Raw genomic sequence first — 25,232 nt, 5'->3', positions numbered from 1 at the left:
CGGCGGGTCCTCGGGCTCAGCGCACCGGGAAACCGAAGGAGTAGCCCTGCTCCTTCAGCCAGGGCAGGATCCGGCGCAGCGCTTCGACGGTCTGCGAGCGGTCGCCGCCCGCGTCGTGGAAGAGGAGCGTCGGCCCGTTGGGGAGTTCCTGCTGGACGGTGGTGACGATCGCGTCGGCGCCCGGGCGCTCGAAGTCCTTGGTGTCCACGTTCCAGCCCAGCGGGCGCATGCCCCGTGAGGCGGCGAGCTTGCGGCTGTACGGGGTGAAGGCACCGCCGGGGGCCCGGTAGTACATCGGCCGGACACCTCCGGACGCCTTCGTGATCATGCGTTCGGCGTCCAGTATCTGCTGCGACTGGTAGGTCTGGGACTTGGTGTCCATGGTGGTGTCGTGCGACACGGAGTGGTCGCACAGCCGGTGCCCGGCCGCGACGACCTCCTTCACGAGGTCGGGGTGGGCCTGCGCCTGCGTCCCCACCATGCAGAACGTGGCCTTCACGCCGTACTCCCGCAGCACGTCGAGCACCTGCGGCGTCCACACCGGGTCGGGTCCGTCGTCGATGGTGATGTTGACGCCCCGCGCCCCCTTGTCCGAGGCGTGCGCGATGGTGATCGCCACCGGCTTGACCGCACTGCCCGGCTTGGCGGAGCTCTCCGCCCGGGGCGAGCCGCCCACGGCACCGGCCTGCGCGGTCCACTGCGAGGCACCGGCCGCCAGCACCGTCACCCCGACCGCCGCCACGGCCACCTTGCCGTACCAGCCCCGCCCGCCGTGCCGCGCCATGTCCGCCCCATTTCCGTCGTTCCGCGATGCCTGCCGCGTCCTTCGCGCACCTGGCATGACGGGGGCGGGCGGTCACGGGATCCCTCTGTTACGGATCACGGACAATTCCGGGGTGATTCGCGGACAACGCGCCGGCGGATCGCACCGGAGAAGAGGACACATCCTGACCTCTTCCCCTGTGAGGGTGATCCCGGCCCGACGACGACACCGACCACGGGGTGACCGATGACCGTTCTGGACAGCCGGGCGCTCAACCGCGCCACGCTCGCCCGGCAGTTGCTGCTCGACCGTACCGACGTACCCGTCCTGGACGCGGTCGCGCACCTCGGCGGGTTGCAGGCGCAGGAACCGCAGGAGCCGTTCGTCGGCCTCTGGTCGCGGCTGCGCGCCTTCGACCCCGGCGTGCTCTCCGGCTTGCTGACCGGGCGGCGGGTGGTGCGGACCCACCTGATGCGCCGCACCGTCCACCTCGTCACCGCCGACGACGCGCTGGCCTGGCGGGCCCGCCACGAGCCCATGCTGCGCCAGCGCGTGCTCGGCACCTACCGCCGCGAGCTGGACGATGTCGATCTCGACGAACTCGCCGCGGCGGGGCGGGCGTTGACGGCCGACGGCGAACCCCGCACGATGACCGAGCTCACGCGGGCGCTCGCCGGGCGCTGGCCCGGACCGGGCCCGCGGGCGCTGGGGGAGATGCTGATCGCGGCTCTCGTCCCGATGGCGCAACTGCCACCGCGCGGACTGTGGCGGACCAGGGCGGGCGTGCGCAATGTGCCGCTCTCGGTCTGGCTGGGCCGCGAGATCGACCCGCCGTCCCCGGACGGCTCCGATCCCGTGGGCCAGGCACTGGTACGGCGCTATCTGGCCGCCTTCGGTCCGGCCGCCTCGGCCGACCTGCGCGCCTGGTGCGGCCTGGCCGGGCTGCCGGCCGCGGTGGCGGCGCTGCGCGAGGAACTCGTCGCCTTCCGCGACGAGCGGGGCCGGGAACTGCTGGACCTCCCCGACGCGCCGCGCCCCGACACCGACACGCCCGCTCCGGTGCGGTTCCTGCCGGCGTTCGACAACGCGCTCCTCGGCTACCACGACCGCGGCCGGATCGTCGACGACACCCACCGCGGCCTGTCGGTCGCCGGTGCCCGAGTGGTCCTGGTCGACGGGCGGGTCGCCGCCACCTGGACCGCCGAGCCCGGTACGGTCCGCGTCACCCCGCTGCGCGGCCTCTCCCGCGCCGAGCACACCGACGTGGCCGACGAGGCGCAGGCCCTGGCCCGGTTCCTCTCGGACGGTGACAGCGACGCCGTACGGATCGACGCGACTCCCGGTTCCGGGGTACCGCTCTGACCCGTCCGGCCGCGCCGTTCACCCTCCGGGCATGCCACTCAACGTACTATTATCATCACACTCCGTGATCCCGGGGTGTGGTGTGTCCGAACCCGATGGTCTGCCCGCTGCTGCCCCGTGGAGGCGATTCATGGCATCTCTGCCGCGTCGTGGTGTTCTGAAAGGCCTGCCGATCGCGGCCGGAGCCGCCATGACCGGGAGGGCGACGAGCGCGCACGCGGCGCCGCGTGAGGCGGCCGAGGGCGCCTTCCCGCAACCCGCGACCCGCGCGGCCCGGCCGCGTCCGAGGAGGCTGAAGACCCGGCTGACGGTCCGGTTCACCGAGCAGAAACTGCCCGGGGTCGGCACCGTCCTCAGCCGCACCTACGACGGAGCCGTCCCGGGGCCGACCCTGCGGGTGCGCCCCGGGGACTCCCTGGAGATCACGCACGTCAACGCGCTGCCGCCCAACACCGGGCCGGAGCACCACGGCGCCTCCCTCAACGTCCCGCACGGCTTCAACACCTTCAACCTGCATCTGCACGGCATGCACGTCGACCCCACGGGCGAGGCGGACAACGTCTTCCGCTCCTTCACGCCCGCCGACACGCCCGGGAAGACCACGACCTGGCGCAGCGTCGTCGACGTACCGGCCAACCACCCGGCCGGCACGTTCTGGTACCACCCCCATCACCACGGGTCCACCGCGACCCAGCTGCTCAACGGCCTGTCCGGCGTGCTCATCGTCGAGGGGGACATCGACGAGGTGCCCGAGGTGGCCGCCGCCGAGGACATCATCATGTGCATCAACGAGCTCAAGGTGTCCGGCGGCAGGGTGCCCGACCTGACCACGGAGACCACCTACGAGCGCATCACCTCGACCTTCCTGGTCAACGGCTCGGTCAACCCCGTGCTCAACATCGCCCCGGGGCAGGTCCAGCGGTGGCGGATCGTCAACGCCGGTGCGCTCACCACGCTCTACCTGACCCTGGACGGGCAGAAGATGCACCAGATCGCCTGCGACGGCATCACCTTCATGAAACCCGTCGCCGTCACCGCCTTCCAGCTGCCGGTGGGCGGACGAGTCGACCTGCTGGTCCGCGGCGGGGAGCCCGGCGTCTACCGGCTGACCGCGGGCGGCCTCCCCAAGCCCCTGGTGACCGTGAAGGTCAAAGGCACCCCCCGTCCGATGCCGATGCCCACCAGCCTGCCCGGGCGGCCCCCCGTCCTGCCCGAACCCACCCGCACCCGTGCGCTGACCTTCCGCAGCTACGAGAACGTCTTCCCGGGCGCCTTCCCCCACGCCTACCGCATCCTGGGCCAGGGCGAGACACCGCACGCCGACCCCGAGGCCGGGCGGAACGACCTCGCCTGGGGCCGCTTCCGGGCCGACTACGTCAACCATCGCGTCCGGCTGGGCCAGGTCGAGGAGTGGACCGTCACCAACGACTCCCGCCGCCACGCCCACCACCCCCTCCACCTGCACACCAACCACTTCCTCCTCACAAAGATCAACAACCGACCGCTGGCCACCCCCGTCTGGCACGACACCGTGGGCCTCCCGCCCCACGGCTCGATCACCTTCCGGCTGCGCGCCACGGACTTCGTCGGCCGCGCCATGGTGCACTGCCACCAGTCCCAGCACGAGGACGAGGGCATGATGCAGATCATCGACTACGTGCGCTGAGCACCGCGTGCGCCGACAACCGCGGCGACTCCCGGCCACGGCGGCCGGGAGTCGCGGACGAACGGCGGCGGTCTACTTGACCTTGACCCAGTCCAGCGTGCGTTCCACCGCCCGCTTCCAGCCGTCGTAGCCCTCCGCGCGCTGGTCGTCGGACCACTGGGGCTCCCAGCGCTTGGACTCCTGCCAGTGGGTGCGCAGCTCGTCCGTGTCCTGCCAGAAGCCGGTGGCCAGCCCCGCCGCGTAGGCGGCGCCGAGCGCGGTGGTCTCGGCGACGACCGGACGGCTCACCGGTACGCCGAGGACATCGGCCTGGATCTGCATGCACAGGTCGTTGCCGGTGATTCCGCCGTCCACCTTCAGGACGTCGAGGTGGACCCCGGAGTCCTGCTCCATGGCCTCGACGACGTCACGGCTCTGGTAGCAGATCGCCTCCAGGGCCGCCCGCGCCAGATGGCCGTTGTCGTTGTAGCGGGTCAGACCGACGATCGCGCCCCGGGCGTCGGAGCGCCAGTACGGGGCGAACAGGCCCGAGAAGGCGGGCACGAAGTAGACGCCTCCGCTGTCCTCGACGGTACGGGCCAGCGTCTCGCTCTCCGGCGCACTACTGATGATCTTCATCTGGTCGCGCAGCCACTGCACCGCCGACCCGGTGACCGCGATGGAGCCCTCCAGGGCGTAGATCGCCGGGTTGTCGCCGAACTGGTAGGCCACGGTGGTCAGCAGCCCGTTCTGCGAGTGGACCAGCTCCGTACCGGTGTTCAGCACCAGGAAGTTGCCGGTGCCGTAGGTGTTCTTCGCCTCGCCCGGTGCGTAACAGACCTGCCCCACGGTCGCCGCCTGCTGGTCGCCGAGCACACCGGCGATGGGGATGGCCTCGCGCAGGGGCCGGGAGGTCCGGGTCGTGCCGTAGGCCTCCGCGTGCGACGAGGGGTTGATCTTGGGCAGCATCGCCCGGGGGATGCCGAAGAAGCCCAGCAACTCGTCGTCCCAGTCGAGGGTTTCCAGGTCCATCAGCATCGTGCGGCTGGCGTTGGTCACGTCGGTGGCGTGGATGCCGCCATCGGGACCCCCGGTGAGGTTCCACAGGACCCAGCAGTCCGTGTTGCCGAACAGCGCGTGGCCCTGCTCCGCCGCCTCGCGGACGCCGTCGACGTTCTCCAGGATCCACTGGATCTTTCCTCCGGAGAAGTACGTCGCCGGCGGCAGGCCCGCCTTGCGGCGGATGACGTCGCCCTTGCCGTCGCGCTCCAGGGCCGCGGCGATGGAGTCGGTGCGGGTGTCCTGCCAGACGATGGCGTTGTAGTACGGCCGGCCGTTGCGCGGGTCCCACACCACGGTGGTCTCCCGCTGGTTGGTGATGCCGATCGCCGCCAGGTCGGTCGGGGAGAGGTTCCCGTGCCGCAGGGCGTTCTGGATCACGGAGTTGGTGCGCTCCCAGATCTCCACCGGGTCGTGCTCGACCCATCCCGCCTTCGGGAGGATCTGCTCGTGCTCCAGCTGGTGCTTCGCCACCTCGTTGCCGTTGTGGTCGAAGATCATGAAACGGGTACTGGTGGTGCCTTGGTCCACCGCGCCCACGAAGTCCGCCATGGGGATGCCGCCTCTTTCGTCGGGGGTGTCAGTCCTTGCCCTCGGGGCTCGGAACGCGCCCGGGGGGCTCCGGCTCCGCCGTCGGCAGGAACCGGCCGACGAAGAACTTGTACAGGAACGCGCCGAGCAGTCCGCCGATCAGCGGGCCGACGATCGGCACCCAGAAGTACAAGTTGCCGTACTGATCCCTCCAGGCTGTGCCGTACCCCGTGATGAAGCTGGCCAGCCGGGGGCCGAAGTCACGGGCCGGGTTGATCGCGTACCCCGCGTCGGTGCCCCAGGCCATGCCGATGCCCACCACGATCAGGCCGACGATCCACGGGGCCAGATTCGCGCCGGGCGGATTGTTCAGCAGGTCGGTGACGGCCAGGACCAGCAGCAGCAGGATGGCGGTGCCGATGACCTGGTCACGGAACGCGCCCCACTCGTGGACCGGCAGGTTGGTGTTGCCGTTGGCGGGGAGCGTGGAGAACACGCCCTGCGACTTGATGGTGTGTCCGGGGTCGTACGTCCCCAGCGCTTCGGTGTAGTTCCAGCGCACGATGAGGGCCGCCACGAAGGCGCCGGCTGTCTGGGCCAGCGCGTAGGGCGCCACCTTGCTCCAGGGGAACCCCTTGAACGCGGCCAGGGCGAGGGTCACCGCGGGGTTGATGTGTGCACCGCTCAGCCGTGCCGAGACATAGACACCCAGGGTGACGCCGATGCCCCACGCCCAGGCGATGCTGTCGTGGTCGCCCAGTCCGCCGGGTGGTGTGGTGAGTCCTCCGCCGGCCACGACCTGGGCCACCACGCCACAGCCGAAGAGGATGAGAACCATGGTTCCGGCGAATTCGGCCGACAGCTCGCCGACCAATCCCGATCTTTTCAGCCGCTCAGCCATAGCAGCTCGATTCCCGCCGGCTCAGGACCGGCCATAGATTGCCCCGAGTCCTCACGGCATCAGAATAGGTCGATCAAGCATCTGTCGCACATACAGGACATTTATCCACTGCCTCCGTGGTGACTCTCCGTGGTGGCTGTTTCTCGACGGTTCGGAGGCTCTGATTCCGGATTCCAGGGACTGCTGGGGATTCCGTGCAGAAGATTTGGTTGAATTCCGTAGTTCGCAGGGAGAGGGACCGGGAGAGGAATCGCGCGTGAGTGAACCGACAGGCCTCGTCTGCCCGGAGTGCGGTACGCCCAGGGCGGCGGACGGCAGTCCGGCCTGTTCCTGCGCCCGCCGCGCGGCCGACGTCCACCTGGAGACCCGCGCGGCGGAGGCGGCGGCCGCGGAGGATTTCGACCCCCTGCGCATCCGGCCGTTCGCGGAACCGTCCGTCGCCCCGGAGGACGCGGAGGACTTACCCGAGCGCGGGTCGTCACGGGACGAGCCGGACGGGTCACAGGACCTCGACGCCGTACCCGCGCCCGCCGCCGATGTCGCCCCGCTCCCTACCGAGCAGTCCCCACCGCCGTCGTCACCGCCACCGCCCTCGGCATCGGCCGACGGCGACCAGGGCGGCAGGCGGCGTCCCCGCCGCCTCGTGCTGACGGCCGGGGTGGCGGCCGCCGCGGCCGTGGCGGTGACGGGCGGCGTCCTGGCCGCGCTCTTCACCTACCAGAGCCCCTCGCGGGACGGCGCGGGACCCGACGACGTTCGGGCGAGTGTTCCGGCCGGCGCCGCCGGGACCGGTACACCGTCCTCCACCCCGTCCGGCACCGCGTCCCCCACGCAGACGTCCGAGAGCCCCACGGCGTCACCCAGCGCGACCCCCTCCGAGAGCCCGGCCACCCCGACCGGTTCCCCCGGCCCGACCGCGTCCCCGACCGGCACCGGCGCCACCGCCACCGCCACGTCCGCCCCCGCACCGACCCAGTCCGGCGGTCAGGCCCCCGTCCTCCGTCCCGGCGACAGCGGACCGGAGGTCACCGAACTCCAACTCCGCCTTGAACAGGCCGGTTTCTACGACGGCGAGGCGGACGGCGAGTTCGACGGCGAGGTCGAGGACGCCGTTCGCGGCTACCAGATCGCCCGGCTCGTCCTGGCGGACGAGTCGGGCGTCTACGGGAAGGCGACCCGCAGGTCCCTCGAATCCGAGACCTCGGAGCCGTGAGCCCGCGGGCTACTCGCCAGACGGAGCGGTCAGGGCGACACCGAGCGGTACCGGGGTGCCGAAGTTCGGGGTGCCGTCGGCGTTCCAGGTGAACTTCTGCGCCCTGGTCGTGCGGTTCATGTCGCAGCCGCCGCTCGCCGACGCGTTGGCGTGGTAGACGATCCAGTCCTCGGTCCCGTCGGGCGACTTGAAGAAGCCGTTGTGGCCGGGGCCGTACACCCCATTGGCGTTGGACCGCTGGAACACCGGGTTCGGTGACTTGACCCAGGACGAGGAGCTGAGCGGATCCCCGCCGTTGTAGGTGAGCATGCCCAGCTTGTAGTCGGGCGTGGAGCAGTGGCTGGCGGAGTACACGATGAAGGTCTTCCCGTTCCGCTGGAGGACCTCGGCGCCCTCGTTGACCGCGCCGCCGACCGTCTCCCAGCTGTAGGTCGGGGTGGACAGCACCCGCCGGGTGCCGCTCGCGGTCCACGGGTTCGACAGCGGCCGGATGAACATCGGCTGCGAACCGTTGTAGTAGGTCCCGAGCAGATAGAGGTTGCCGTTGAGCTGGAGGATGCTCGGGTCCAGCTCCCAGGTGTTGTCCTGCGTCGGGTCGAGCAGATCGGCCTTGAAGGTGTAGGGACCCATCGGGTCGGCACCCGCGCTCTCCAGGACATGGATCCGCTGGGTGCCCAGGTCGTACGGCTCCCGTCCGGCCGTGTAGTAGAAGTACCAGCGCTTGCCGTTCGGGCCGTCGAGCAGATGGAACTCCGGCGCCCACATCGTGCCGGCGCCGTTGGGCCGGGTCAGGTTGAAGATCACCTGGTCGGTGGCGGTGGCGAGGCCCGCCAGGGTGGCGGCCTTGCGCATGGTGATCGTCGAGTTCCAGGTGGTCGTCGCCAGGTAGTAGTACCCGTCGTAGAACGTCAGCCAGGGGTCGGGACCGTGCTGGGAGAGCGGGTTGGTGAAGGTGCCCGGGCTCGTGCCGCCGCCGGTGAACCCGGGCAGCCGCCACACCCTGCCGTTCGCGGCCGAGCACGGCAGCTGCACCAGGTTGGTGTTCGAGGCGGACGAACCGCCGCTGGGCGCCACGCACTTGCCGGAGCCCACGGAGACCAGGTTGAAGGTCTTGTCCGTGCCGGACACGGTGACGGGGACGAGCCGCCACTGCTGGTTGGTCGCGCCGTGGCAGGGCCACTGGATGATCGCCGCGTTGTCGGCCGTCGAGGCCCCGTAGACGTCGACGCACTGGCCGGACTGGGTGGTGATCGTATAGGTGTCACTGGTCGCGCCGACCGGGGTGTGGGCGAAGGTCTGGTTCGCCCCGGAGGAGCAGGTGAAAGCACGCAGCTGGGCTCCGGAGGTCGTCGAACCGCCCGGCAGGTCCAGGCAGTTGCCGCCGTTCTGGTTGACCCCCGTCGAGCCGAACGCGACGGCGGCGGACGCGGGCGGTGCCACCAGGAAGGCCACCGCCAAGGTGAACAGCGCGAGGAGCGCGGAGAGACATCTGGACCGGGTCACGGGCTGTACACCTTCGCTTCGAGGAGGCCGACGGAGCTGGAGCCGTTGCCGGTGAGCAGCACGCGCAGCCGTGTGGTGCTCGTGGCGGTGAAGGTGACGCTGTTGTACTGGTTCTTCGCCAGCGGATAGCCGCTCGCGCCGGGTACGTCGACGTAGGCGCCGCCGTTCCAGTACTGCAGCTTCCAGGAGGCCGGCATGTCGATGCCCTGGTCGTCGTCGAAGAAGTACACCTCGGCCTTGTTCAGGGTCTTCGCCGACGGCCAGGTCAGCTCGGCCCACTGCTGGCCGGTCTCCGGCCAGGTGCCCCAGCGCGGGTTGACCGTGTCGTTGGAGGAGGGCGGGTCGAGGCCGTCGTTGACGGCGGTGACGGTCTCCCAGGGCGAGGTGTACGACGCCGAAGCGGTCGCGGAGCCGGCCTGGTTGGCCGGTGGCTGGACCCCGCCCCGGTTGAGGACCTTCACCTCGGTGAGCCCGGTCCTCGCCCCGGAGGCGTTGGTGGCCAGGACCCGTATCCGCTGGGCGGTGACGGCCGGGAACCGCACCAGGTTGTAGTTGGCCCGTGGCGCCGCCGGGCTCTTGGTCTGGCTCGGCACGTCCACCCAGGAACTGCCGTTGTGGTACTGGATGGTGTACGCGGAGGGCGCCCGGTAGGTCGTACTCGCCGGGCGGCTGTCCTTGAAGTACAGCCGGACCTCGTTGAGTTGGCGCGCGGTGCCGAGGTTCAGCTCGTACCAGTCCTGCGCGCCCGAGCCGCTCGCGCCCCAGAACGGTTCGTTGGTCGGATAGCCGTCGACCGCGCCGGAGGCGGTGGTGCCGGAGCCGGTGGAGGAGGCGGAGACGGTCGCCCCGGCGGCGAGGTTGGTGAGATCGGCGGTCAGGTCGACGCCGGCCTTGGCGAGCATGTCGGTCATGCGGGCGCTGTTCTGCACGACCTGGTTCGGTGCCTGGAGACCGGGGACGGCGGTGTGGAAGGCGACCGTGCCGCTCGTGGTGACCTCACCCGTGGCCGGGTCCCAGGTGAAGGGCACCAGGGAGTTCACGGTCGCGGCCCGGGTGCCGTTGACGAAGATCGAGTAACCCTCCGGGACGCCCGGGTAGCGCACCACACCGTCGGACGGGTCGTCCCACACGATCGACAGATCGGCGTTGCGGTACCGCAGGTTGTTGACCGTGAAGTGGCTCCAGCCGATGTCGATCGGGGAGAGCTCCACCTTGGCGTCGCCCCGCGGCCTGAGACCCGCGACGTCCTCGATCACCGTCCAGTTGCTGCTGCCCAGGATGTTGTGGTGGATCCAGGAGCGGTAGGTGATCGCGCTGCCGTTCCAGTCGGCCCAGAACTCGTTGGCGTCCGGCCACTGGGTGTTGCCGCCGACGTACTGCGCCCAGGTGTTCCAGTAGAGGAGCTTCTTGTAGTCGGTCGCGGTCGTCCAGGAGTTGGGGTAGTTGCGCAGGACCGAGGAGTACAGCCGGAACTGGACCGTGGAGTTGATGGTGGAGAAGTTGTTGGAACCGGGCTCGCCGGCGTCGGCCGCCGCCTTCTTGTCGACCTGGTTGGCCGTGTAGAAGGGGAAAACCGGGTACTGGGCCGGGTCGTCGTACAGGCGCAAAGCCTGCCGGTAGGTCGCGGTGTTGGGGACTGCCCCGACGGAGAACGGGTAGTAGTTGTTGATCTCCTTCCAGGGCACCCACTCGTTGGTCGACTTCAGCCGGTGCTCGAAGAGCTGCCGGTTCGGGTTCCACAGCACGTTGACGATCGCGTCCTTGATCTGGTTCGCGAGCGTGCGCATCTCGGTGGCCTTGGCGGTGTTGCCGGTCGCCTCGTAGGCCTGCGCGGCGGCGAGCGCGCCGCTGTACTGGTAGGCGGACTCGGCGCGGTCCATGTTCCCGGGCTTCCAGTGGAAGGAGACCGCGTCGGCGTCGTTGCCGGTCAGGGCGCCCCAGTCGTACTCGATGAGCTTGTTGTTGTCGTGGTCGTAGTAGGCGAGCTGGCCCTTGACGTCTCCCTCGGCGTAGTGGGCCAGGTTGCCGGCGATCGCGGGCTGGCCGCCGTGGATCTGGTAGCTCTTCCAGGCCGCCTCGGCGATGTACTGGGTGTAGCTGTTGGACCAGTTCTCCGGGTCGCCCGGGTTGTCGAGGAACCGGCCGCCCTTGGAGACCTGGCCGACGCTCAGCCAGTCCCCGTAGGCGTAGGACGGGTCGCGCAGGTACTTGAGGTCGTCGATGTGCATCGGCTGGGTGAGTGCGATCGCGTTGTTGTAGCCGAGGACGCCCTCGGTGGAGGTCGGGAACTGGAAGGTCTGGCCGGGGATGTCGGCGTCGAGGTTGTTGAAGCGCATCAGCCACCAGCGGTAGTAGATGTTCTTCTTGATCGCCGGTTCCGGTACGTCGACGTAGGGAACGTTCTTCGCCCACCACAGGTTGTAGGCTCGCACGTGGGTGGCGAAGGCCGTCGCGTTGGAGTAGCCCGCGTAGGCGTTGTACTCGGTGAGCGACTCCGGGATCTCGTCGGTGACGAAGCCCATCACCACCTTGGCGGTGACCGTGGCGCCGGCCGCGACGGTGACCGACCGGTTCAGCCCGCCGTTGGTGACCGAGAAGCCGTCGCCGGTCAGCCGGGGCCGGAGCGTGGTGAGGTTGTTGTAGGCGTTCACCTGGCCGGTCAGCTCACTGCCGGAGCCCGTGGTGGCGTACGGCGAGGTCGCCCGCAGCTGGAGCGTGGTGGAGGCGCTGCCGTTGTTCTTGATCGACAGGTTGGTCACGGCGACGTTGTTGTCGGTGACGAACTTGGTCTGGGTGACCGTGACCGAGCCGCTGGTGTGCACGCTCTGCCAGTTGCTGGGGGCCTGGCGGCGCTGGGCGACCTGCTCGGTGAAGGTGCCGGGGGTGATCGCGACGGTGTAGGCGTTGTTGTCGCTGATGCTCTCCCAGTAGGCGACATGGCCGCCGAAGCCGAGCACCGCGGGGTCGTGGGTCTTCATGAAGAGCGCGCGGCCACGGCTCATCAGCCAGGGCCCGGCCGGGTCGTCGCCCGAGCGGGCCAGCAGCCGGTCCATCCAGAAGTCGGTGCCGGCGCTCTCCGCGTCGTAGATGCTCCGCATCATGTCGCCAGGCGTGTAGGCCACGGGCGGGGACGGGATCGCGGGCCCGGTGAACGTGGGGAACCCGATGGTCTGCGCCGCGTGGGCCGACGGCGCGGCGAGGAGAGAACAGAAGGTCAGCAGCAGGGCGACGAGCAGGGCGTGCGGTCTTCTCATCGGAGGCTCCCTGGGGCGGGGTGACGAGAGGCACGGAAACGGACCTGAAAGGTTTTCGCAACGTAGGAGCGAGCTGATGCCGTGTCAAGGGAGCGCGATGAGGCCGGTGTCGGGTGAAGGTGCGGTTCAGGACAGAGGTGCCGTGGAGCCCCGGATGACCACACGGCAGCGCACGGTCTCCACGCCCGAGCGCCGGGTCCCGCCGATCGCGCCGGACAGGGCGTGCGCGGCCGCCCGCCCGACCTGTTCCAGGTTCATGTCGACGCTGGTCAGCGGCGGACGGGAGGCGGTGGTCAGCACCTGCCAGTTGTCGAAGCCCATGACCGCCACGTCCTCCGGCACCCGGTGGCCCCGCTCGCGCAGGACGTCCATCACGCCACGGGCGATCTGGTCGCTGCCGCACAGCACGGCGTCGACCTCGGGGTGCTGGTCCAGCAGCAGCGCGGTGGCGGCCCGTCCCCACCCCTCCGACCAGGCCCCGAACCGCGCGTCGCCGACCGGGGCGAGACCGGCGTCGGCGAGCGCTGCGGCGGCTCCCTCGGCCCGGTCGTGCGCGGCGGCGTACCCGGGGTCGCCGGTGATGTGCGCGATCCGGGTCCGCCCGCAGGCCAGCAGGTGCTCCACCGCGATCCGGCCGGCGTCGACGTTGTCCGGGACGATGGACAGATCCGCCGGGTCCTGAGACGGCGCGTACGCGTACACCACGGGCACCGGCAGCTCACGGCCCAGGGACGGGCGGGGGTCGGTCCGGCTGCCCACCACGATCAGCCCGTCGACCCGGCGCCCGAGCAGCGCGCGGACATGGTGCCGCTCGCGGATCGCGTCACCCCGCGCGTCGCACAGGAAGACCGCGACCTCGCCCGCTCCGAAGGCGTCCTCCGCGCCCATGAGGATCGGGATGCTGAACCGGCCCTCCAGGTCGCTGGTGAGCAGACCGACCGTGCCGGACCGTCCGACGAGCAGGCCGCGGGCCAGCTGGTTGGGCCGGAACGACAGCCGCTCGGCCGCGTCGATCACCCGCTGCCGGGTCTCGGCGCGCACCTGGCTGCGGCCGTTGAGGGCCTTGGAGGCGGTCGCGACGGACACACCCGCCAGCCGGGCGACGTCGCTCAGGGTGGCGGGATGCGAACGGGCGGAGCCGGCAGCCGGTGTCATGGACGGTTCTCCTGTCTCGCGGCGCGTGCGTAAACCGTACGCGAGATGTTTCGGAGAGGTCCCGAAAACCGTTGCCGACAGAGGGATTGACGGGCCGTCAGCCCGGTCCTAGCTTTCAGAAAGCCTTTTCGGTTCATTTCTGTCGAGGGGGAACGTCATGGGGAGCACGACCCGATCACGTGGACCGATGAACCGGCTCGTCACCGGTGCCGTCGCGCTCCTCGCCACCGCCACCCTGGTCACGGCCTGCGGCTCGGGCGACGGGGGCTCGGGCGGCGGGGGAGGTGGCGGCGCGGCGGACGCCAAGGGGGTCGACGACGGGACCGAGCTGACGATGTGGACCCGTGCCGCGACCAAGACGCAGAGCGAGGCCCTGGTCGAGGCGTACAACGACAGCCACCAGAACAAGATCGAACTGACCGTCGTGCCCACCGACGACTACCAGGCCAAGGTCGGCGCGGCCGCCGGCTCACGCGACCTCCCCGACCTCTTCGCCTCCGACGTGGTGTTCGTCCCGAACTACACCACCAGCCGGCTCTTCGCCGACCTCACCGAACGCATCGACGCACTGCCCTTCGCCGACGAGCTGGCCCAGTCGCACATCAAGGCCGGGACGTACGAGGGCAAGAAGTACGTGGTGCCGCACACCCTCGACCTGTCGGTGCTCTTCTACAACAAGGACCTCTACCGCAAGGCGAAGCTCGACCCCGAGAAGCCGCCCACCACCCTGGCCGAGTGGGACGAGCAGGCGCGGGCCGTCGACGCGCTCGGTGGAGACGTCGACGGCACGTTCTTCGGCGGCAACTGCGGCGGCTGCGGGGTCTTCACCTGGTGGCCGTCGATCTGGGCCGCGGGCGAGGAGGTGCTCAACGAGGACGGCACCGAGGCCGACCTCGCCTCCGCCACCGCGAAGAAGGTCTACGACACCTACCGGGGCTGGGTGCGCGACGACATCGTGGCGCCCGGAGCCAAGGACGAGACGGGCACGACCTGGACCGGGGTCTTCCCGAAGGGAAACGTCGGGATCATGCCCATGCCGTCGACGACCCTCGGACTGATGCCCAAGGACCTCGACCTCGGCGTCGCACCCATCCCCGGACCCGACGGCGGAGAGTCCACCTTCGTCGGCGGTGACGCCCTCGGTATCTCCGCCACCAGCGACAAGGCCGACCAGGCGTGGAACTTCCTCGCCTGGTCCCTGGGCGAGGAGGCCCAGGTCGACGTGGTCGCCGCCCACAAGGACGTGGTGGCCCGCACCGACCTCGCCGCCAACAAGTACTCCAAGGCCGACCCGCGCCTGGTCACCGTCAACCAGCTCGTCGCCGCCGGCCGCACCCCGTACGCGCTGAAGTTCGGCCAGACCTTCAACGACCCCAACGGGCCCTGGCTGGAGCTGATGCGCGACGCCGTGTTCGGCGACGGAGGAAACGTCGACAAGGACAACAAGGCCGTCACCGCCTCGCTCACCGACTGAACCAAGGAGAGCGCCATGCGGGTGTCCCGTACGCTCCAGGGGCTCGGTTACGCCGCGCCCACGGCCCTGTTCGTCGCCGTCTTCTTCCTGCTTCCGCTGCTGCTCGTCGGACAGATGTCCCTCAGCGACTGGCCGCTGCTCGCGGGCGACCAGGGCGGCAACGCGCCGGAGAACTACACCGACGTCACCGACAGCCCCCTGTTCTGGCCCGCCGTGCGCTTCACACTCCTCTACACCGTGATCGTCACGGTCGTCCTCCTCGGCCTCGCCCTCCTCCTCGCCCTCCTCGTCCAGGAGTCCCGCCCCGGCGCCGGCTTCTTCCGCACCGTCTACTTCCTGCCCGGAGCCCTCGGCCTGGCCTCCGCCTCCCTCCTCTTCTGGGGCCTGTACAGCCCCACCACCGGCCCCCTCAGCCGCACCCTGGAACGGCTCGGACTCGTCGACGACCCCGTGTCCTTCCTGGGCTCACCGACCTCCGCCCTGCTGTCGACGGTGTTCCTCGTCGTCTGGAAGTTCGCCGGCTTCTACATGCTGATCCTGCTCGTGGGCCTCCAGCGCATCCCCCACGAGGTGTACGAGGCCGCCCGCACGGACGGGGCGAGCCGCGCCCAGACCTTCCGCTCGATCACCCTGCCCCTCCTGCGCCCCTCCCTCGCCCTGTCCCTCCTTCTCTGCGTGACCGGATCCCTGCTCGCCTTCGACCAGTTCTTCGTCCTCACCAAGGGCGGACCGGACAACAGCACCGTCACGGTCGTGCAGCTGATCTACCGGGAGGCGTTCCAGCGGATGGACCTCGGCACCGCCGCCGCCCTCTCGATCGTCGTGCTGGCCGTGCTGCTCCTGCTCAACGTCCTGCAGTTCCGCGCCCTGCGCCACGCCGACGCTTCCTGAGGAGGTATCCCACGGTGCTCACCCGCGCCCTCGGCCGGACGCCCCACTACGTCGTCGCCGGAGGTCTCGCCGTCGTCTTCCTCTTCCCGCTGCTGTGGAACGCCTGGGCCTCGGTCAGCGCCCAGCCCGGCACCGCCCAGGAGTCCGGCCACGGCCTCGGCAACTACCGCACCCTGCTCGACTACGACGCCGGCCTGTGGCGCTACCTCCTCAACAGCACCCTCGTCTCGGCCCTCACCGTCGCCGTGACCCTCACGGTCTCCCTGCTCGGCGGCTACGCCTTCGCCCGCTTCGACTTCCCCGGCAGGAACCTGCTGTTCCTGCTGACCCTGGCCATCCTCATGGTCCCGTACGCCACCCTCCTCATCCCGCTCTACGTGCTGCTCGGCCGGCTCCATCTGCAGAACTCGCTGATCGGGCTGAGCCTCGTACTGGCCATGTTCCAACTGCCGTTCGCCACCTTCATGATGCGGATCTCCTTCGAGGCGGTGCCGCGCGAACTGGAGGAGGCCGCGCTGGTCGACGGCTGCGGCACGGCGGGCGCGCTGCGCCGGGTGCTCCTGCCGGCGGTACGGCCCGGACTGATCACCGTGGGCCTCTTCGCCTTCCTCGCCGCCTGGAACGACTTCATCGCCCCGCTGATCCTCATCTCCGACAGCGAGAAGGCGCCTCTGCCGCTGGCCGTCGCGAACCTGCGCCAGCAGAGCATGGGCGCCGTCGACTACGGCGCCACCGAGGCGGGCGTGGTGGTCCTCGCCGTGCCCTGCCTCCTCCTCTTCCTGCTCCTCCAACGGCATTACGTAAGGGGTTTCATGTCGGGTGCGCTGAAGGGATGACGCGGTGAAGCGGAACACAGAGGGGGTACCCGTGCTGCCGGTGGCACCGACCCGGGGCCGGCTGCGGCCCCTCGGCCTGGACGAGGTCAGGATCACCGGGGGCTTCTGGGCCCGGCGCCGGCAGGTCAACGCGACCGCCACGCTCGACCACTGCCGCGACTGGATGGAACGCGTCGGCTGGACCGGCAACTTCCGCGCGGCCGTCGAGGGCCGCGTCCCACACGACCGACGCGGGCGGGAGTTCGCCGACTCCGACGTCTACAAGCTCCTCGAAGCCATGTCCTGGCAGACCGGCCACGACCTCGACCCCGCCCTCACCGAGGCCGTCGCCGCCGCCCAGGAACCGGACGGCTACCTCAACACCGCCTACGGCCGTCCCGGCCAGCAGCCCCGCTACAGCGACCTCGAATGGGGACACGAGCTGTACTGCTACGGCCACTTGATCCAGGCGGGCGTCGCCCACGCCCGGGCGCGCGGCGAGGGCGAGCTGACGAAGATCGCCCGACGGGCCGCCGACCACGTGTGCGCCACCTTCGGCAGCCAAGGCGTCCAGGGCGTCTGCGGACACCCGGTGATCGAGACGGCCCTGGTCGAACTGGCCCGCGTGACGGGCGAGCAGCGCTACCTCGACCAGGCCGCCCTCTTCATCGAGCGCAGAGGCCGACGCACCCTCGACGACGGCGAGTTCGGCCACGCCTACTACCAGGACGACATCCCCGTACGGCAGGCGACCGTCCTGCGCGGCCACGCCGTCCGCGCCCTCTACCTCGCCGCCGGAGCCGTCGACGTGGCCGTGGAGACCGGGGACGACGACCTGCTCGCGGCGGTCGTACGCCAGTGGGAGAACACCGTCGCCCGACGCACCTACCTCACGGGAGGCATGGGCTCCCACCACCGCGACGAGTCCTTCGGCGACGACTTCGTCCTCCCGCCCGACCGCGCCTACTCGGAGACCTGCGCCGGGGTCGCCTCCGTCATGCTCAGCTGGCGGCTCCTCCTCGCCACCGGCGAGCCACGCTTCGCCGACCTGGCCGAGCGGACCCTGTTCAACGTGGTCGCCACCTCGCCGTCCGAGGACGGCCGCTCCTTCTTCTACGCCAACACCCTGCACCGCCGCCGCCGAGGCACCGTCCCTCCCGCGGACGTCCAGCTCCCGCGCGCCGAATCGAGCCTGCGCGCCCCCTGGTTCGCGGTGTCCTGCTGCCCGACCAACGTGGCGCGCACCCTGGCCCTGCTGCCCGGGTACCTGGCGACGACGGACGAGTCCGGCATCCAGCTCCACCAGTACGCCGACGCGGACATCTCCACCGGCGGCGTCGCGCTACGGATCCGTACCGACTACCCCTCGGCCGACCGGGTGACGGTACGGGTCGACCGGTCGCCGGACCATCCCTGGACCCTCTCACTGCGGGTCCCCGCCTGGACGGAGGGCGCCACGGCCCGGCTGGCCGACCCGGACGGGGCACACCGGACCGTGGCGCCGGGCACGGCCACGGTCACCCGCGTCTTCCGCCCCGGGGACGAGATACACCTCGAACTCCCCGTCGCACCGCGCTGGATCGCGCCCGACCCGCGCATCGACGCCGTCCGCGGCACGGCCGCCGTCCAGCGCGGGCCGCTGGTGTACTGCGCGGAGTCGGTGGACCTGCCGGACGGGCACGAGACCGACGCGATCCGGGTGGACACGTCCGCCGCACCGCAGGACGGGCCCGACGCGACCGTGGTCGTGCCCGGCGAGCTCACCGCACCCGGGGAACGGGCCTGGCCGTACCGCCCGCTCGACCCGGCCCCCGCGGCCCCCGCCGACCGCACGGGAGTCGTCCTCGTGCCCTACCACTCCTGGGCGAACCGCGGCCCCTCGACCATGCGGGTATGGCTGCCCACGACCGACCCCGACCGATGAGGGACGGTTCACCCGGGCCGAGCGGGACGCCGTGGTCGCCGCCGCGGCCCGGGCGAACCTGAGGCGCTGAGAGCCGTCAGCGCCGTACCAGTTCGATCCGGTACGTCGTCGTCCGTGACCCGTCCTCACCGGTCACGGAGACGACGGCCAGGGTCCGGTGGGACTCGCGCCTCTTCGTGACCGTGACGGTGGCGTAGGGGTCGCGGGCGGTCGCCGTGACCACGGCGCGGGCCGGATCGCCGGTCACCACGCGGTAGTCGGTCGTGGCGGGGTCGAACCCCGCGACCGGGACGTCGGCCACCGCGACCGACGCGGCGGCCGCGTCCGAGGACACCCCGGCCGTCCTCGCGTACACCTCGATCTCGCTCATGGTCAGGTAGCCGCCCTGCCGTGCCGTCATGACCAGCCGCACCCCGGTTGCCGGGGCGGCCCTCAGCGGGACGTCGACCACCGGCGTGCCCTCGGTACCGACCGCGATCTCCTCGCTCGCGTCGCTCCAGGTGCCGTCGGCGGCGCGCACCTGGGCCTTGAGGCTCGCCGGGAACGACGCGTTGCTCCCGTCCCGGTAGAAGTGCGCCACGAGCCGGGTGAGGTCGCGGGCCGCGGGCAGGGTGAAGGTGACGGTGTCGGAGGGGTTCTTGGTGGTCCCCGGCTTCCAGTTGGACCACGCCTTCTCGGAGGTGTCGCCGTTGCGCAGCCGCTCGGCGGAGTAGCCGCTCTCGGTGAAGGTGGCGGCGACCAGGACACCGGGGTCCGGCGCGATGTTGGCCTCCGCCGGTTCGGTGACCTGCACGCGTACGGTCGCGGCGGCCGTGCTGCCGTCGACGATCCGCGCGGCGCCGTGGAGTGTCACGACGCCGGTCGTGGCGAACGCCCCGTCGGGTGCGGGGTCCCAGGTCACCGGCAGGTCGGTCCGGCCGCCGTGGGCGCCCACGCCGACGACCGTGGCCGGCAGCTCCGGGTTCCCGCCCACGTATGTCTTGGCGCGGCCGGGCAGGGTGGAGGCGACGGTGTCGACGGTGACGACCGCCTTCGCGGGGATCTCCCGGCCGAGCGGGTCGGTCGCCCGGCCGGTGACGCGTACCGTCCCGGGCTCGCGCCATGTCCGGTCCGGCGGCAGGTCCCACACCACGGGGAGGGTGCCGCGGGCGCCGTCCCGGTACACGGGGGTCACCGTCGCGGGGAGTTCCGGGGCCAGACCGGGGACGGTGAACACGTCGGCCGGCCGGGTGCGCAGCACGGTCTCGTCCGTGACGGCCCAGCGCTGGTTCGCCGCCGAGGTCGGGGTGTACGTGGACACCTTGGCGCCGTCCGCGGTGGACTGCCCGGTGACGTCCAGGAGGCGGCCGGTGGCCGCGTTGACGAGGGTCCAGGTGCCGTCGCCGGTCGTGGACATGATCCACTGCGCGGTGCTCCCGGGCTCGCCGTCCCCCGGTTCCTCCAGGACGGCCTGGTCGTCGCGCACCGCGAGCTGTTTGCCGGTGGCGGCGCTGACGACGGCGTAGCGCTCGCGGTTGCCGGTGCCGGACGTCAACTGCCGTAGGGACCACAGCTGTCGGGGACTGCTCGGGTCGGTCGTACGGATCACGGCGGCGGCGCCGTCGTCCGACGGGGTGAGCGACTTCCCGCTCTGTGCGCCCTGCAGCCGGTAGACATGGCCGGGGCGGACGAGTGCGGCGTCCTTCGCGACCCCGCCGACGCCCTCGACGAGGAACGTCGTGACCGACTTGGCCGGCACGGTGAGGGTCGCCGAGCGGCCGGTGACCGGGACCGGAGTGCCCCGGACGAGGGCGCCGTCCGCGCTCGTCACCACCGGGGTGACGGAGGCGCCCGGCGCGATCCGGCCGAAGCGCGAGAGGTCGAGGGTGACGGCGCGGGCGGACGCGTTGCCGTTCACGTGCACGACGGTGGCCGCACGGCCGGACCGGGCGACGGCGGCGACGCTGGACGGGTCGTCGGCCTTCACGAAGTGGTCACCTGGGCGGATGTAGTGGGTGAAGTTCCGGATGGTGTGGAACTTCGAGTTGGTGCGGATCGGGCAGGTCTCCAGGGTGTCCTCGGCCGTGCAGTCGAAGGGGATGTGGATGCTGCCCCAGTTCTTGCCCGCCGCGGCCTGGGGGATCGCGTCCTCGATCGGCTGCCAGAACACCCAGGCGGAGGGCTCCAGTTCCCGCATGTCGTCCAGCATCCGGGTGGCGATGCCGAGCCCCGGTTCCATGCCGGTGAAGTCGGTGCCGGTGCCCCAGGTGCCCTCGACCTCGCTCATCCACAGCTTCTTGCCGGCGCCCTTGGCGATGTCCCGGGCGCTCGTGCGCCCGCCCGTGCCGTAGGTGTGCACGTTGAGCTGGTCGACGGCGGCCCGGGCGGCGGTGTCGTAGGCGTTCCAGTTCTGGGTGAAGATCGTGGGGTTGGTCTCGTCCATCGCCGACACCCGGGCGTCGGTCGTGGCGCCCCCGAGGGCCTCGCCGAGGGCGAGGACCACCTTCTGCTGAAGGGCGGGACCGGCGTGCGCGCCCTCCTGGCGCCCGCCCGTGGGCTGGCCGTCGCTGCCCAACTGGGTGCCCCAGTAGGTGGTGTTGGGTTCGTTCAGCGGGTCGATGGTGTCGAACGCGATGCCGTGCTCCCGCTCCAGCCGCTCGGTGACGCGGACGAGGTAGGAGGCGAAGTCGTCGACACGGTCCGCGCGGATCTGGTCGGCACCGGAGTCGAAGCCGCCGGAGACGTACCCGCTGACCGTCTGGAACCAGGGCGGCGAGTTGCTGAACGCCTCCCAGCGGGTGACCTTGTCCTTGACCTGGTCCACCCACCAGCGCTGGCCCGCGTCGGCGTCCCAGTCCCAGTGGTCGGGGTTGTCCGGGTCCCACCAGTCCATGTCGTTGCGGGTGGTGCCCTCGGGGGCCTTCCAGAAGCCCTCCATCGTGGCGCCCGCCTTCATGTAGTCCGTGCGGACGTCGGGGGCGTTGCCGCCGCCGATGTTGTAGCGCGCGATGTTCAGGCGGAGCCCGTCCTCGCCGAACAGCAGGTCGACGAGCCGTCGCCGGATCGGCTCCGGGTAGCCGCCGGTGGCGTTGGCGAACCAGACGAGGCTCGTCCCCCAGCCCTCGAACTCCTGCTGCTGGTACGACGGATCGATCCGCACGGTGACCGCGCTCGCCGCCGCGGGGGTGTCCGCGACGGCGACGGGGGCGGGGGCGGTGACGAGACCCGCGCCGAGCACCAGGGGGACCGCCGGCGCCCATGCACGGACCATGCGCTGACGTCTGGACACGAAGCTCCCTTCCATAAAACAGAGAGGAACAGAATCGACCAGAAGCGATCGGCCTCAGGTATGCTCGACGACGGTAATGAACACGTCAAGACAGCGTGCGGTGACCGGGTGGTGGAATCAGCCCGCGGCCGGGGTCAGTTCGGCCAGCAGCAGGGTGCGGTCGTCGGTGCCGGCCGTACCCGACGGCATGCTCAGGAGCCGTTCGCAGAGGGCGGGCAGCGCGCCCGGGTCCCCGGTGTCGGCGGACTCGGCGGCGGCCTCGTCCAGGGCGCGCGCGAACCGGCCGATCTCCTGGTCTATGTCGGCGTCCCGGGACTCCACCAGACCGTCGCTGTAGAGCGCGAGCAGCGCCGGTTCGGGCAGATTCAGCACCGTCGGCTCGTAGCTGCCCGCGCCCAGTCCGAGCGGCAGGCCCGCACCGGTCAGCGCGACCGGGGAGGTGCGGCCGTCCGGGCCGCGCAGCAGCGGCGGAGGGTGCCCCGCCCCCACCAGGGTGCAGGTGTGCTCCCGCGCGTCCCACTCGGCGTACACACAGGTCGCGAACGAGGCCCCCGGGGTCTCGCTGGCGAGCGCGTCGAGCCGCCGTATGAGCTCGGCCGCCGGGACGTCGAGGCCCGCCAGCGTGCGCAGGGCGGTGCGCAGCTGGATCATCGCGACGGCGGACTCCGGACCGTGCCCCATGGCGTCCCCGACGATCAGACCCACCCGGTCGCCCGGCCGCCGCAGCACGTCGTACCAGTCGCCGCCGACCACACTGCCCTTCCCGGCCGGCAGACAGCCGTGCGCGATACGGCAGCCCTCGAACTTCTGCGCGGGACCCGGCGGCAGACTGTCCCGGATGGCCAGGGCGGTACGGCGCTCACGCTCATAGCGGCGCGCGTTGTCCAGGGCCACACAGGCCCGGGCGGCCAGCGCCTCCACGGCGGCCACGTCCGCCGGCCGGAACGGCTTCCGTCCCGTCCCGCGCGTACACGTCATGAACCCGATCGGCACACCCCGCAGCCACAGCGGGACGACAAGGAAGGACGCCACGCGCAGCAGATCACCGGCGCGGACCTCGCCGTCTCCGGAGGCGATGAGCCGCTCGACCATGTACGGGTCCACCTTGTCGAGCACCTGCGCGTGCCCGGCCGCCAGGACACGCGCGTACGGCGTGTCACGGGGGAAGGAGACCATCTCGCCGACCGGCAGCGCCCCCTCCCAGTCCTCGGCCGCTCCGGGCGCCACCCGCAGCGCCAGCCGGCGCGCCTCGACGCGGGGCGGATCCGCGACCGCGTGCGTGTCCTCCTCGCGGCGCCAGCGCTCCAGCAGGTACACCGACGCCGCGTCGCAGAAGCCGGGCGTCAGCGCGTGGACGACATGGCTGCCGGTCAGCCGCAGATCGAGTTCCGAGCCGATGACGTCGGCCGCGGGGGAGAACACCGACCGGCGGCGCGAGGACAGGGGGTCGGGTGAGTCGGAGCCGCTGCTGCGCGGGTCGTTCCGCAGGGTCGTGCCTTTCCGGTGGAGACGGCCGCGTGGTGGGGACAACGGATCACCACGCGTAGTCGGCCACTATATGATGGCGCGTCAAGTTGCGAGGCCGGGGCGGAAGTTGCGAGCCGGCCCGGCAGCCGCTCAGCGACCTTCGCCCCACTCCCGGTACCCGGCCACCGCGGTCGGCAGCGTCGGGAAGATCAGCCCCTCGCCGACGGACTCCGTCAGACCGTACGCGTCCAGGTCGTTCCGCAGGTCCTGCTTCACCCGCGCCAGGGCGAACACCACATCACGCCGGGCGAGTTCGCGGCGCAGCTCGTCGACCGCGTCGAGCGCGGTGATGTCGACCTCCACGTTCGCCTCGGCGTTCAGCACGAACCACCGCACCGGGTCCTTCTGCTCGTCGACAGCGGCCAGCGCCCGGCGCCGGAAGTCCTCCGCGTTGGCGAAGAACAGCGGGGAGTCGTACCGGTACACCAGCAGTCCCGGGATCGTACGGGCCTGCGGATAGTCGTCGATGTCGTGCATCCCGGCCAGACCGGGCACCAGCCCCTCGACCGCGTCGTGCGGGCGGGCCACCCGGGTCAGCAGCTCCGCCACCGACAGCCCGACGGCCACCAGCACGCCGTACAGGATGTCCAGGACCAGGACGCCGGCCAGGCAGCCGAGGGCGAGCAGCAGTTCGCGGCGGCGGAAGGAGGCCAGCCGGCGGAAGCCCGCCAGGTCGATCATGCGGACGGCGGCGTAGACGACGAGCGCGCCGAGCACCGCCGACGGCGTGTTGGTCAGCAGCGGGCCGAGGAACAGCAGGACGGCCAGTACCACCGCCCCCGCGACCAGCGAGTACGCCTGACTGCGGGCGCCCGCCGAGGAGGCCAGCGCGGTGCGGCTGGCGCTGCTGCTGACCGGGAAGCCGTGCAGCGCGCCCGCGCCCAGGTTGGCCGCGCCCAGCGCCAGGAACTCCTGGTCGGCGTCGAGCTGCGGACCCTCGGCCTCGGGGTCGGCGAACGCGCGTGCGGTGAGCACGAAGTCGGTGTAGGCCACCAGGAGCACACCCACCGCGGGCAGGACGAGCTGCGGCAGGTCCGACAGGTCCGGCACGGACAGGCTCGGCAGGCCCGAGGGGATCTCGCCGATCACCTTCAGGTCGTAGCGGTCGTCCAGGTCGAACAGGGCCACCGCGGAGGTGGCGAGGACCACCGCCAGCAGCGGGCCCGGAACCCTGGGGAACCATCTGGCCACCGCGAACAGCAGGGCGAGAATGCCGACCGAGAACAGCAGCGTGGCGAGGTGGAGCTCCGGCAGGTTCCGGATGAACGACCAGACCTGGGGGAAGAACTTCGAACCCGTGGTCTCCACCCCGGTCAGCTTGGGCAGCTGGTCCACCATCATGATCAGCGCCACGCCCGTCAGATACCCGATCAGGACCGGCCGGGACAGCAGATCCGCGACGAAACCCAGCCGCAGCGCCCACGCCGCGAGACACAGCAGACCCACCGTGACGGCCAGCGCGGCCGCCAGCACGGCGTAGCGCCCCGGATCACCCGCGGCGAGCGGCGCCACCACTGTGGCCGTCATCAGCGCGGTCGTCGACTCCGGGCCCACCGACAGCAGCCGCGAGGAGCCGAACAACGCGTACAGGCCGAGGGCGGGCAGGATCGCCCACAGCCCGGCCACCGGCGGCAGCCCGGCCACGCCCGCGTACGCCATGACCTGCGGCACGAGGTACGCGGCCACGGTCACCCCGGCGAGCAGGTCGCCGCGCAGCCACGTACGACGGTAACGGACCAGCACGGCGAGCCCGGGCAGTGGGCGCAGCCGTGACGGGGCGTGCGACATGGATCTCCTTCTGCGGACGCCTTCAGCATCCACCCTGGGTGGGGCGCTCGCGAGAGCACCTGCGCGGGACCCGGCCCGCGGTGGGCCTCAGTGGGGGCGCGTGGTGAGCAGATGTTCCCTCAGCCACTGTTCGGTGTTGCTCACATGGAGCAGTGCGGC

16 protein-coding genes are annotated in these 25,232 nt (G+C 71.1%); 7 read left to right on the top strand and 9 right to left on the bottom strand.

Annotation, left to right across the window (positions count from 1 at the left end; translation table 11 throughout):
• Nucleotides 1-16 precede the first annotated feature (16 nt).
• A complete protein-coding gene (locus ACIRF9_RS48600) occupies nt 17-784 on the bottom strand; it encodes a polysaccharide deacetylase family protein (protein ID WP_403836667.1) in 768 nt (255 codons plus the stop codon).
• A gap of 225 nt (nt 785-1,009) precedes the next feature.
• On the opposite strand from ACIRF9_RS48600, the gene ACIRF9_RS48595 reads away from it, so the two are divergent.
• Both ACIRF9_RS48595 and ACIRF9_RS48590 read left to right on the top strand, forming a co-directional pair.
• Entirely contained in the window at nt 1,010-2,125 is a 1,116-nt protein-coding gene (locus ACIRF9_RS48595; protein ID WP_403836665.1) for a winged helix DNA-binding domain-containing protein, read from the top strand.
• A gap of 130 nt (nt 2,126-2,255) precedes the next feature.
• Nucleotides 2,256-3,791 carry a multicopper oxidase family protein gene (locus ACIRF9_RS48590; protein WP_403836663.1) on the top strand — a complete coding sequence of 512 codons (1,536 nt, stop codon included), beginning with the start codon at nt 2,256-2,258 and terminating at the stop codon, nt 3,789-3,791.
• Nucleotides 3,792-3,863: 72 nt separating this feature from the next.
• On the opposite strand, the gene glpK is transcribed toward ACIRF9_RS48590, so the two are convergent.
• The gene (gene glpK / locus ACIRF9_RS48585; protein WP_403836661.1) at nt 3,864-5,381 is read right to left on the bottom strand and encodes a glycerol kinase GlpK; all 1,518 of its coding nucleotides are present in this window, start codon (nt 5,379-5,381) and stop codon (nt 3,864-3,866) included.
• A gap of 28 nt (nt 5,382-5,409) precedes the next feature.
• The gene (locus tag ACIRF9_RS48580; protein ID WP_403836659.1) at nt 5,410-6,261 is read right to left on the bottom strand and encodes an MIP/aquaporin family protein; all 852 of its coding nucleotides are present in this window, start codon (nt 6,259-6,261) and stop codon (nt 5,410-5,412) included.
• 256 nt (nt 6,262-6,517) lie between these two features.
• Here ACIRF9_RS48580 and ACIRF9_RS48575 point away from each other — a divergent pair, with 256 nt between their 5' ends.
• On the top strand, nt 6,518-7,474 hold the full coding sequence (locus ACIRF9_RS48575; protein WP_403836657.1) for a peptidoglycan-binding protein: 957 nt from the start codon (nt 6,518-6,520) through the stop codon (nt 7,472-7,474).
• Between the two features lie 9 nt (nt 7,475-7,483).
• On the opposite strand, the gene ACIRF9_RS48570 is transcribed toward ACIRF9_RS48575, so the two are convergent.
• The 3 genes from ACIRF9_RS48570 to ACIRF9_RS48560 all read right to left on the bottom strand — a co-directional run bounded on the left by ACIRF9_RS48570 (nt 7,484) and on the right by ACIRF9_RS48560 (nt 13,386).
• Entirely contained in the window at nt 7,484-8,977 is a 1,494-nt protein-coding gene (locus ACIRF9_RS48570; protein WP_403836655.1) for a family 43 glycosylhydrolase, read from the bottom strand.
• Nucleotides 8,974-12,231, bottom strand: coding sequence for a discoidin domain-containing protein (locus ACIRF9_RS48565; protein WP_403836653.1), 3,258 nt, complete (start codon nt 12,229-12,231; stop codon nt 8,974-8,976). The genes ACIRF9_RS48570 and ACIRF9_RS48565 overlap by 4 nt, the downstream gene beginning before the upstream one ends.
• A gap of 126 nt (nt 12,232-12,357) precedes the next feature.
• Nucleotides 12,358-13,386: a LacI family DNA-binding transcriptional regulator gene (locus ACIRF9_RS48560; RefSeq protein ID WP_403836651.1), complete on the bottom strand. Its 1,029-nt coding sequence runs from the start codon at nt 13,384-13,386 to the stop codon at nt 12,358-12,360.
• A 157-nt stretch (nt 13,387-13,543) separates the two neighbouring features.
• Here ACIRF9_RS48560 and ACIRF9_RS48555 point away from each other — a divergent pair, with 157 nt between their 5' ends.
• The 4 genes from ACIRF9_RS48555 to ACIRF9_RS48540 are packed head-to-tail and all read left to right on the top strand — an operon-like array spanning nt 13,544 to nt 18,490.
• Nucleotides 13,544-14,860, top strand: a complete 1,317-nt coding sequence (locus ACIRF9_RS48555) for an ABC transporter substrate-binding protein (RefSeq protein ID WP_403836649.1) — start codon at nt 13,544-13,546, stop codon at nt 14,858-14,860.
• Nucleotides 14,861-14,875: 15 nt separating this feature from the next.
• Nucleotides 14,876-15,751 carry a carbohydrate ABC transporter permease gene (locus ACIRF9_RS48550; protein ID WP_403836647.1) on the top strand — a complete coding sequence of 292 codons (876 nt, stop codon included), beginning with the start codon at nt 14,876-14,878 and terminating at the stop codon, nt 15,749-15,751.
• Nucleotides 15,752-15,765: 14 nt separating this feature from the next.
• Nucleotides 15,766-16,587, top strand: a complete 822-nt coding sequence (locus ACIRF9_RS48545) for a carbohydrate ABC transporter permease (RefSeq protein ID WP_403836645.1) — start codon at nt 15,766-15,768, stop codon at nt 16,585-16,587.
• A 4-nt stretch (nt 16,588-16,591) separates the two neighbouring features.
• Complete coding sequence (locus ACIRF9_RS48540; protein WP_403836643.1) at nt 16,592-18,490, top strand: glycoside hydrolase family 127 protein; 1,899 nt, start codon at nt 16,592-16,594, stop codon at nt 18,488-18,490.
• Nucleotides 18,491-18,566: 76 nt separating this feature from the next.
• Here the strand turns inward: ACIRF9_RS48540 and ACIRF9_RS48535 are convergent, their stop codons facing one another.
• The 3 genes from ACIRF9_RS48535 to ACIRF9_RS48525 all read right to left on the bottom strand — a co-directional run bounded on the left by ACIRF9_RS48535 (nt 18,567) and on the right by ACIRF9_RS48525 (nt 25,073).
• Nucleotides 18,567-21,773, bottom strand: coding sequence for an RICIN domain-containing protein (locus tag ACIRF9_RS48535; RefSeq protein ID WP_403836641.1), 3,207 nt, complete (start codon nt 21,771-21,773; stop codon nt 18,567-18,569).
• A gap of 102 nt (nt 21,774-21,875) precedes the next feature.
• Nucleotides 21,876-23,288 carry a PP2C family protein-serine/threonine phosphatase gene (locus tag ACIRF9_RS48530; RefSeq protein ID WP_403836639.1) on the bottom strand — a complete coding sequence of 471 codons (1,413 nt, stop codon included), beginning with the start codon at nt 23,286-23,288 and terminating at the stop codon, nt 21,876-21,878.
• Nucleotides 23,289-23,375: 87 nt separating this feature from the next.
• A complete protein-coding gene (locus ACIRF9_RS48525) occupies nt 23,376-25,073 on the bottom strand; it encodes a SulP family inorganic anion transporter (protein ID WP_403836637.1) in 1,698 nt (565 codons plus the stop codon).
• Between the last annotated feature and the right edge of the window lie 159 nt (nt 25,074-25,232).

Origin of the sequence: Streptomyces sp. NPDC096132 (assembly GCF_044763345.1) — a bacterium.
Classification (GTDB): domain Bacteria; phylum Actinomycetota; class Actinomycetes; order Streptomycetales; family Streptomycetaceae; genus Streptomyces.
This window is presented reverse-complemented; position numbering and strand designations above follow the sequence as displayed.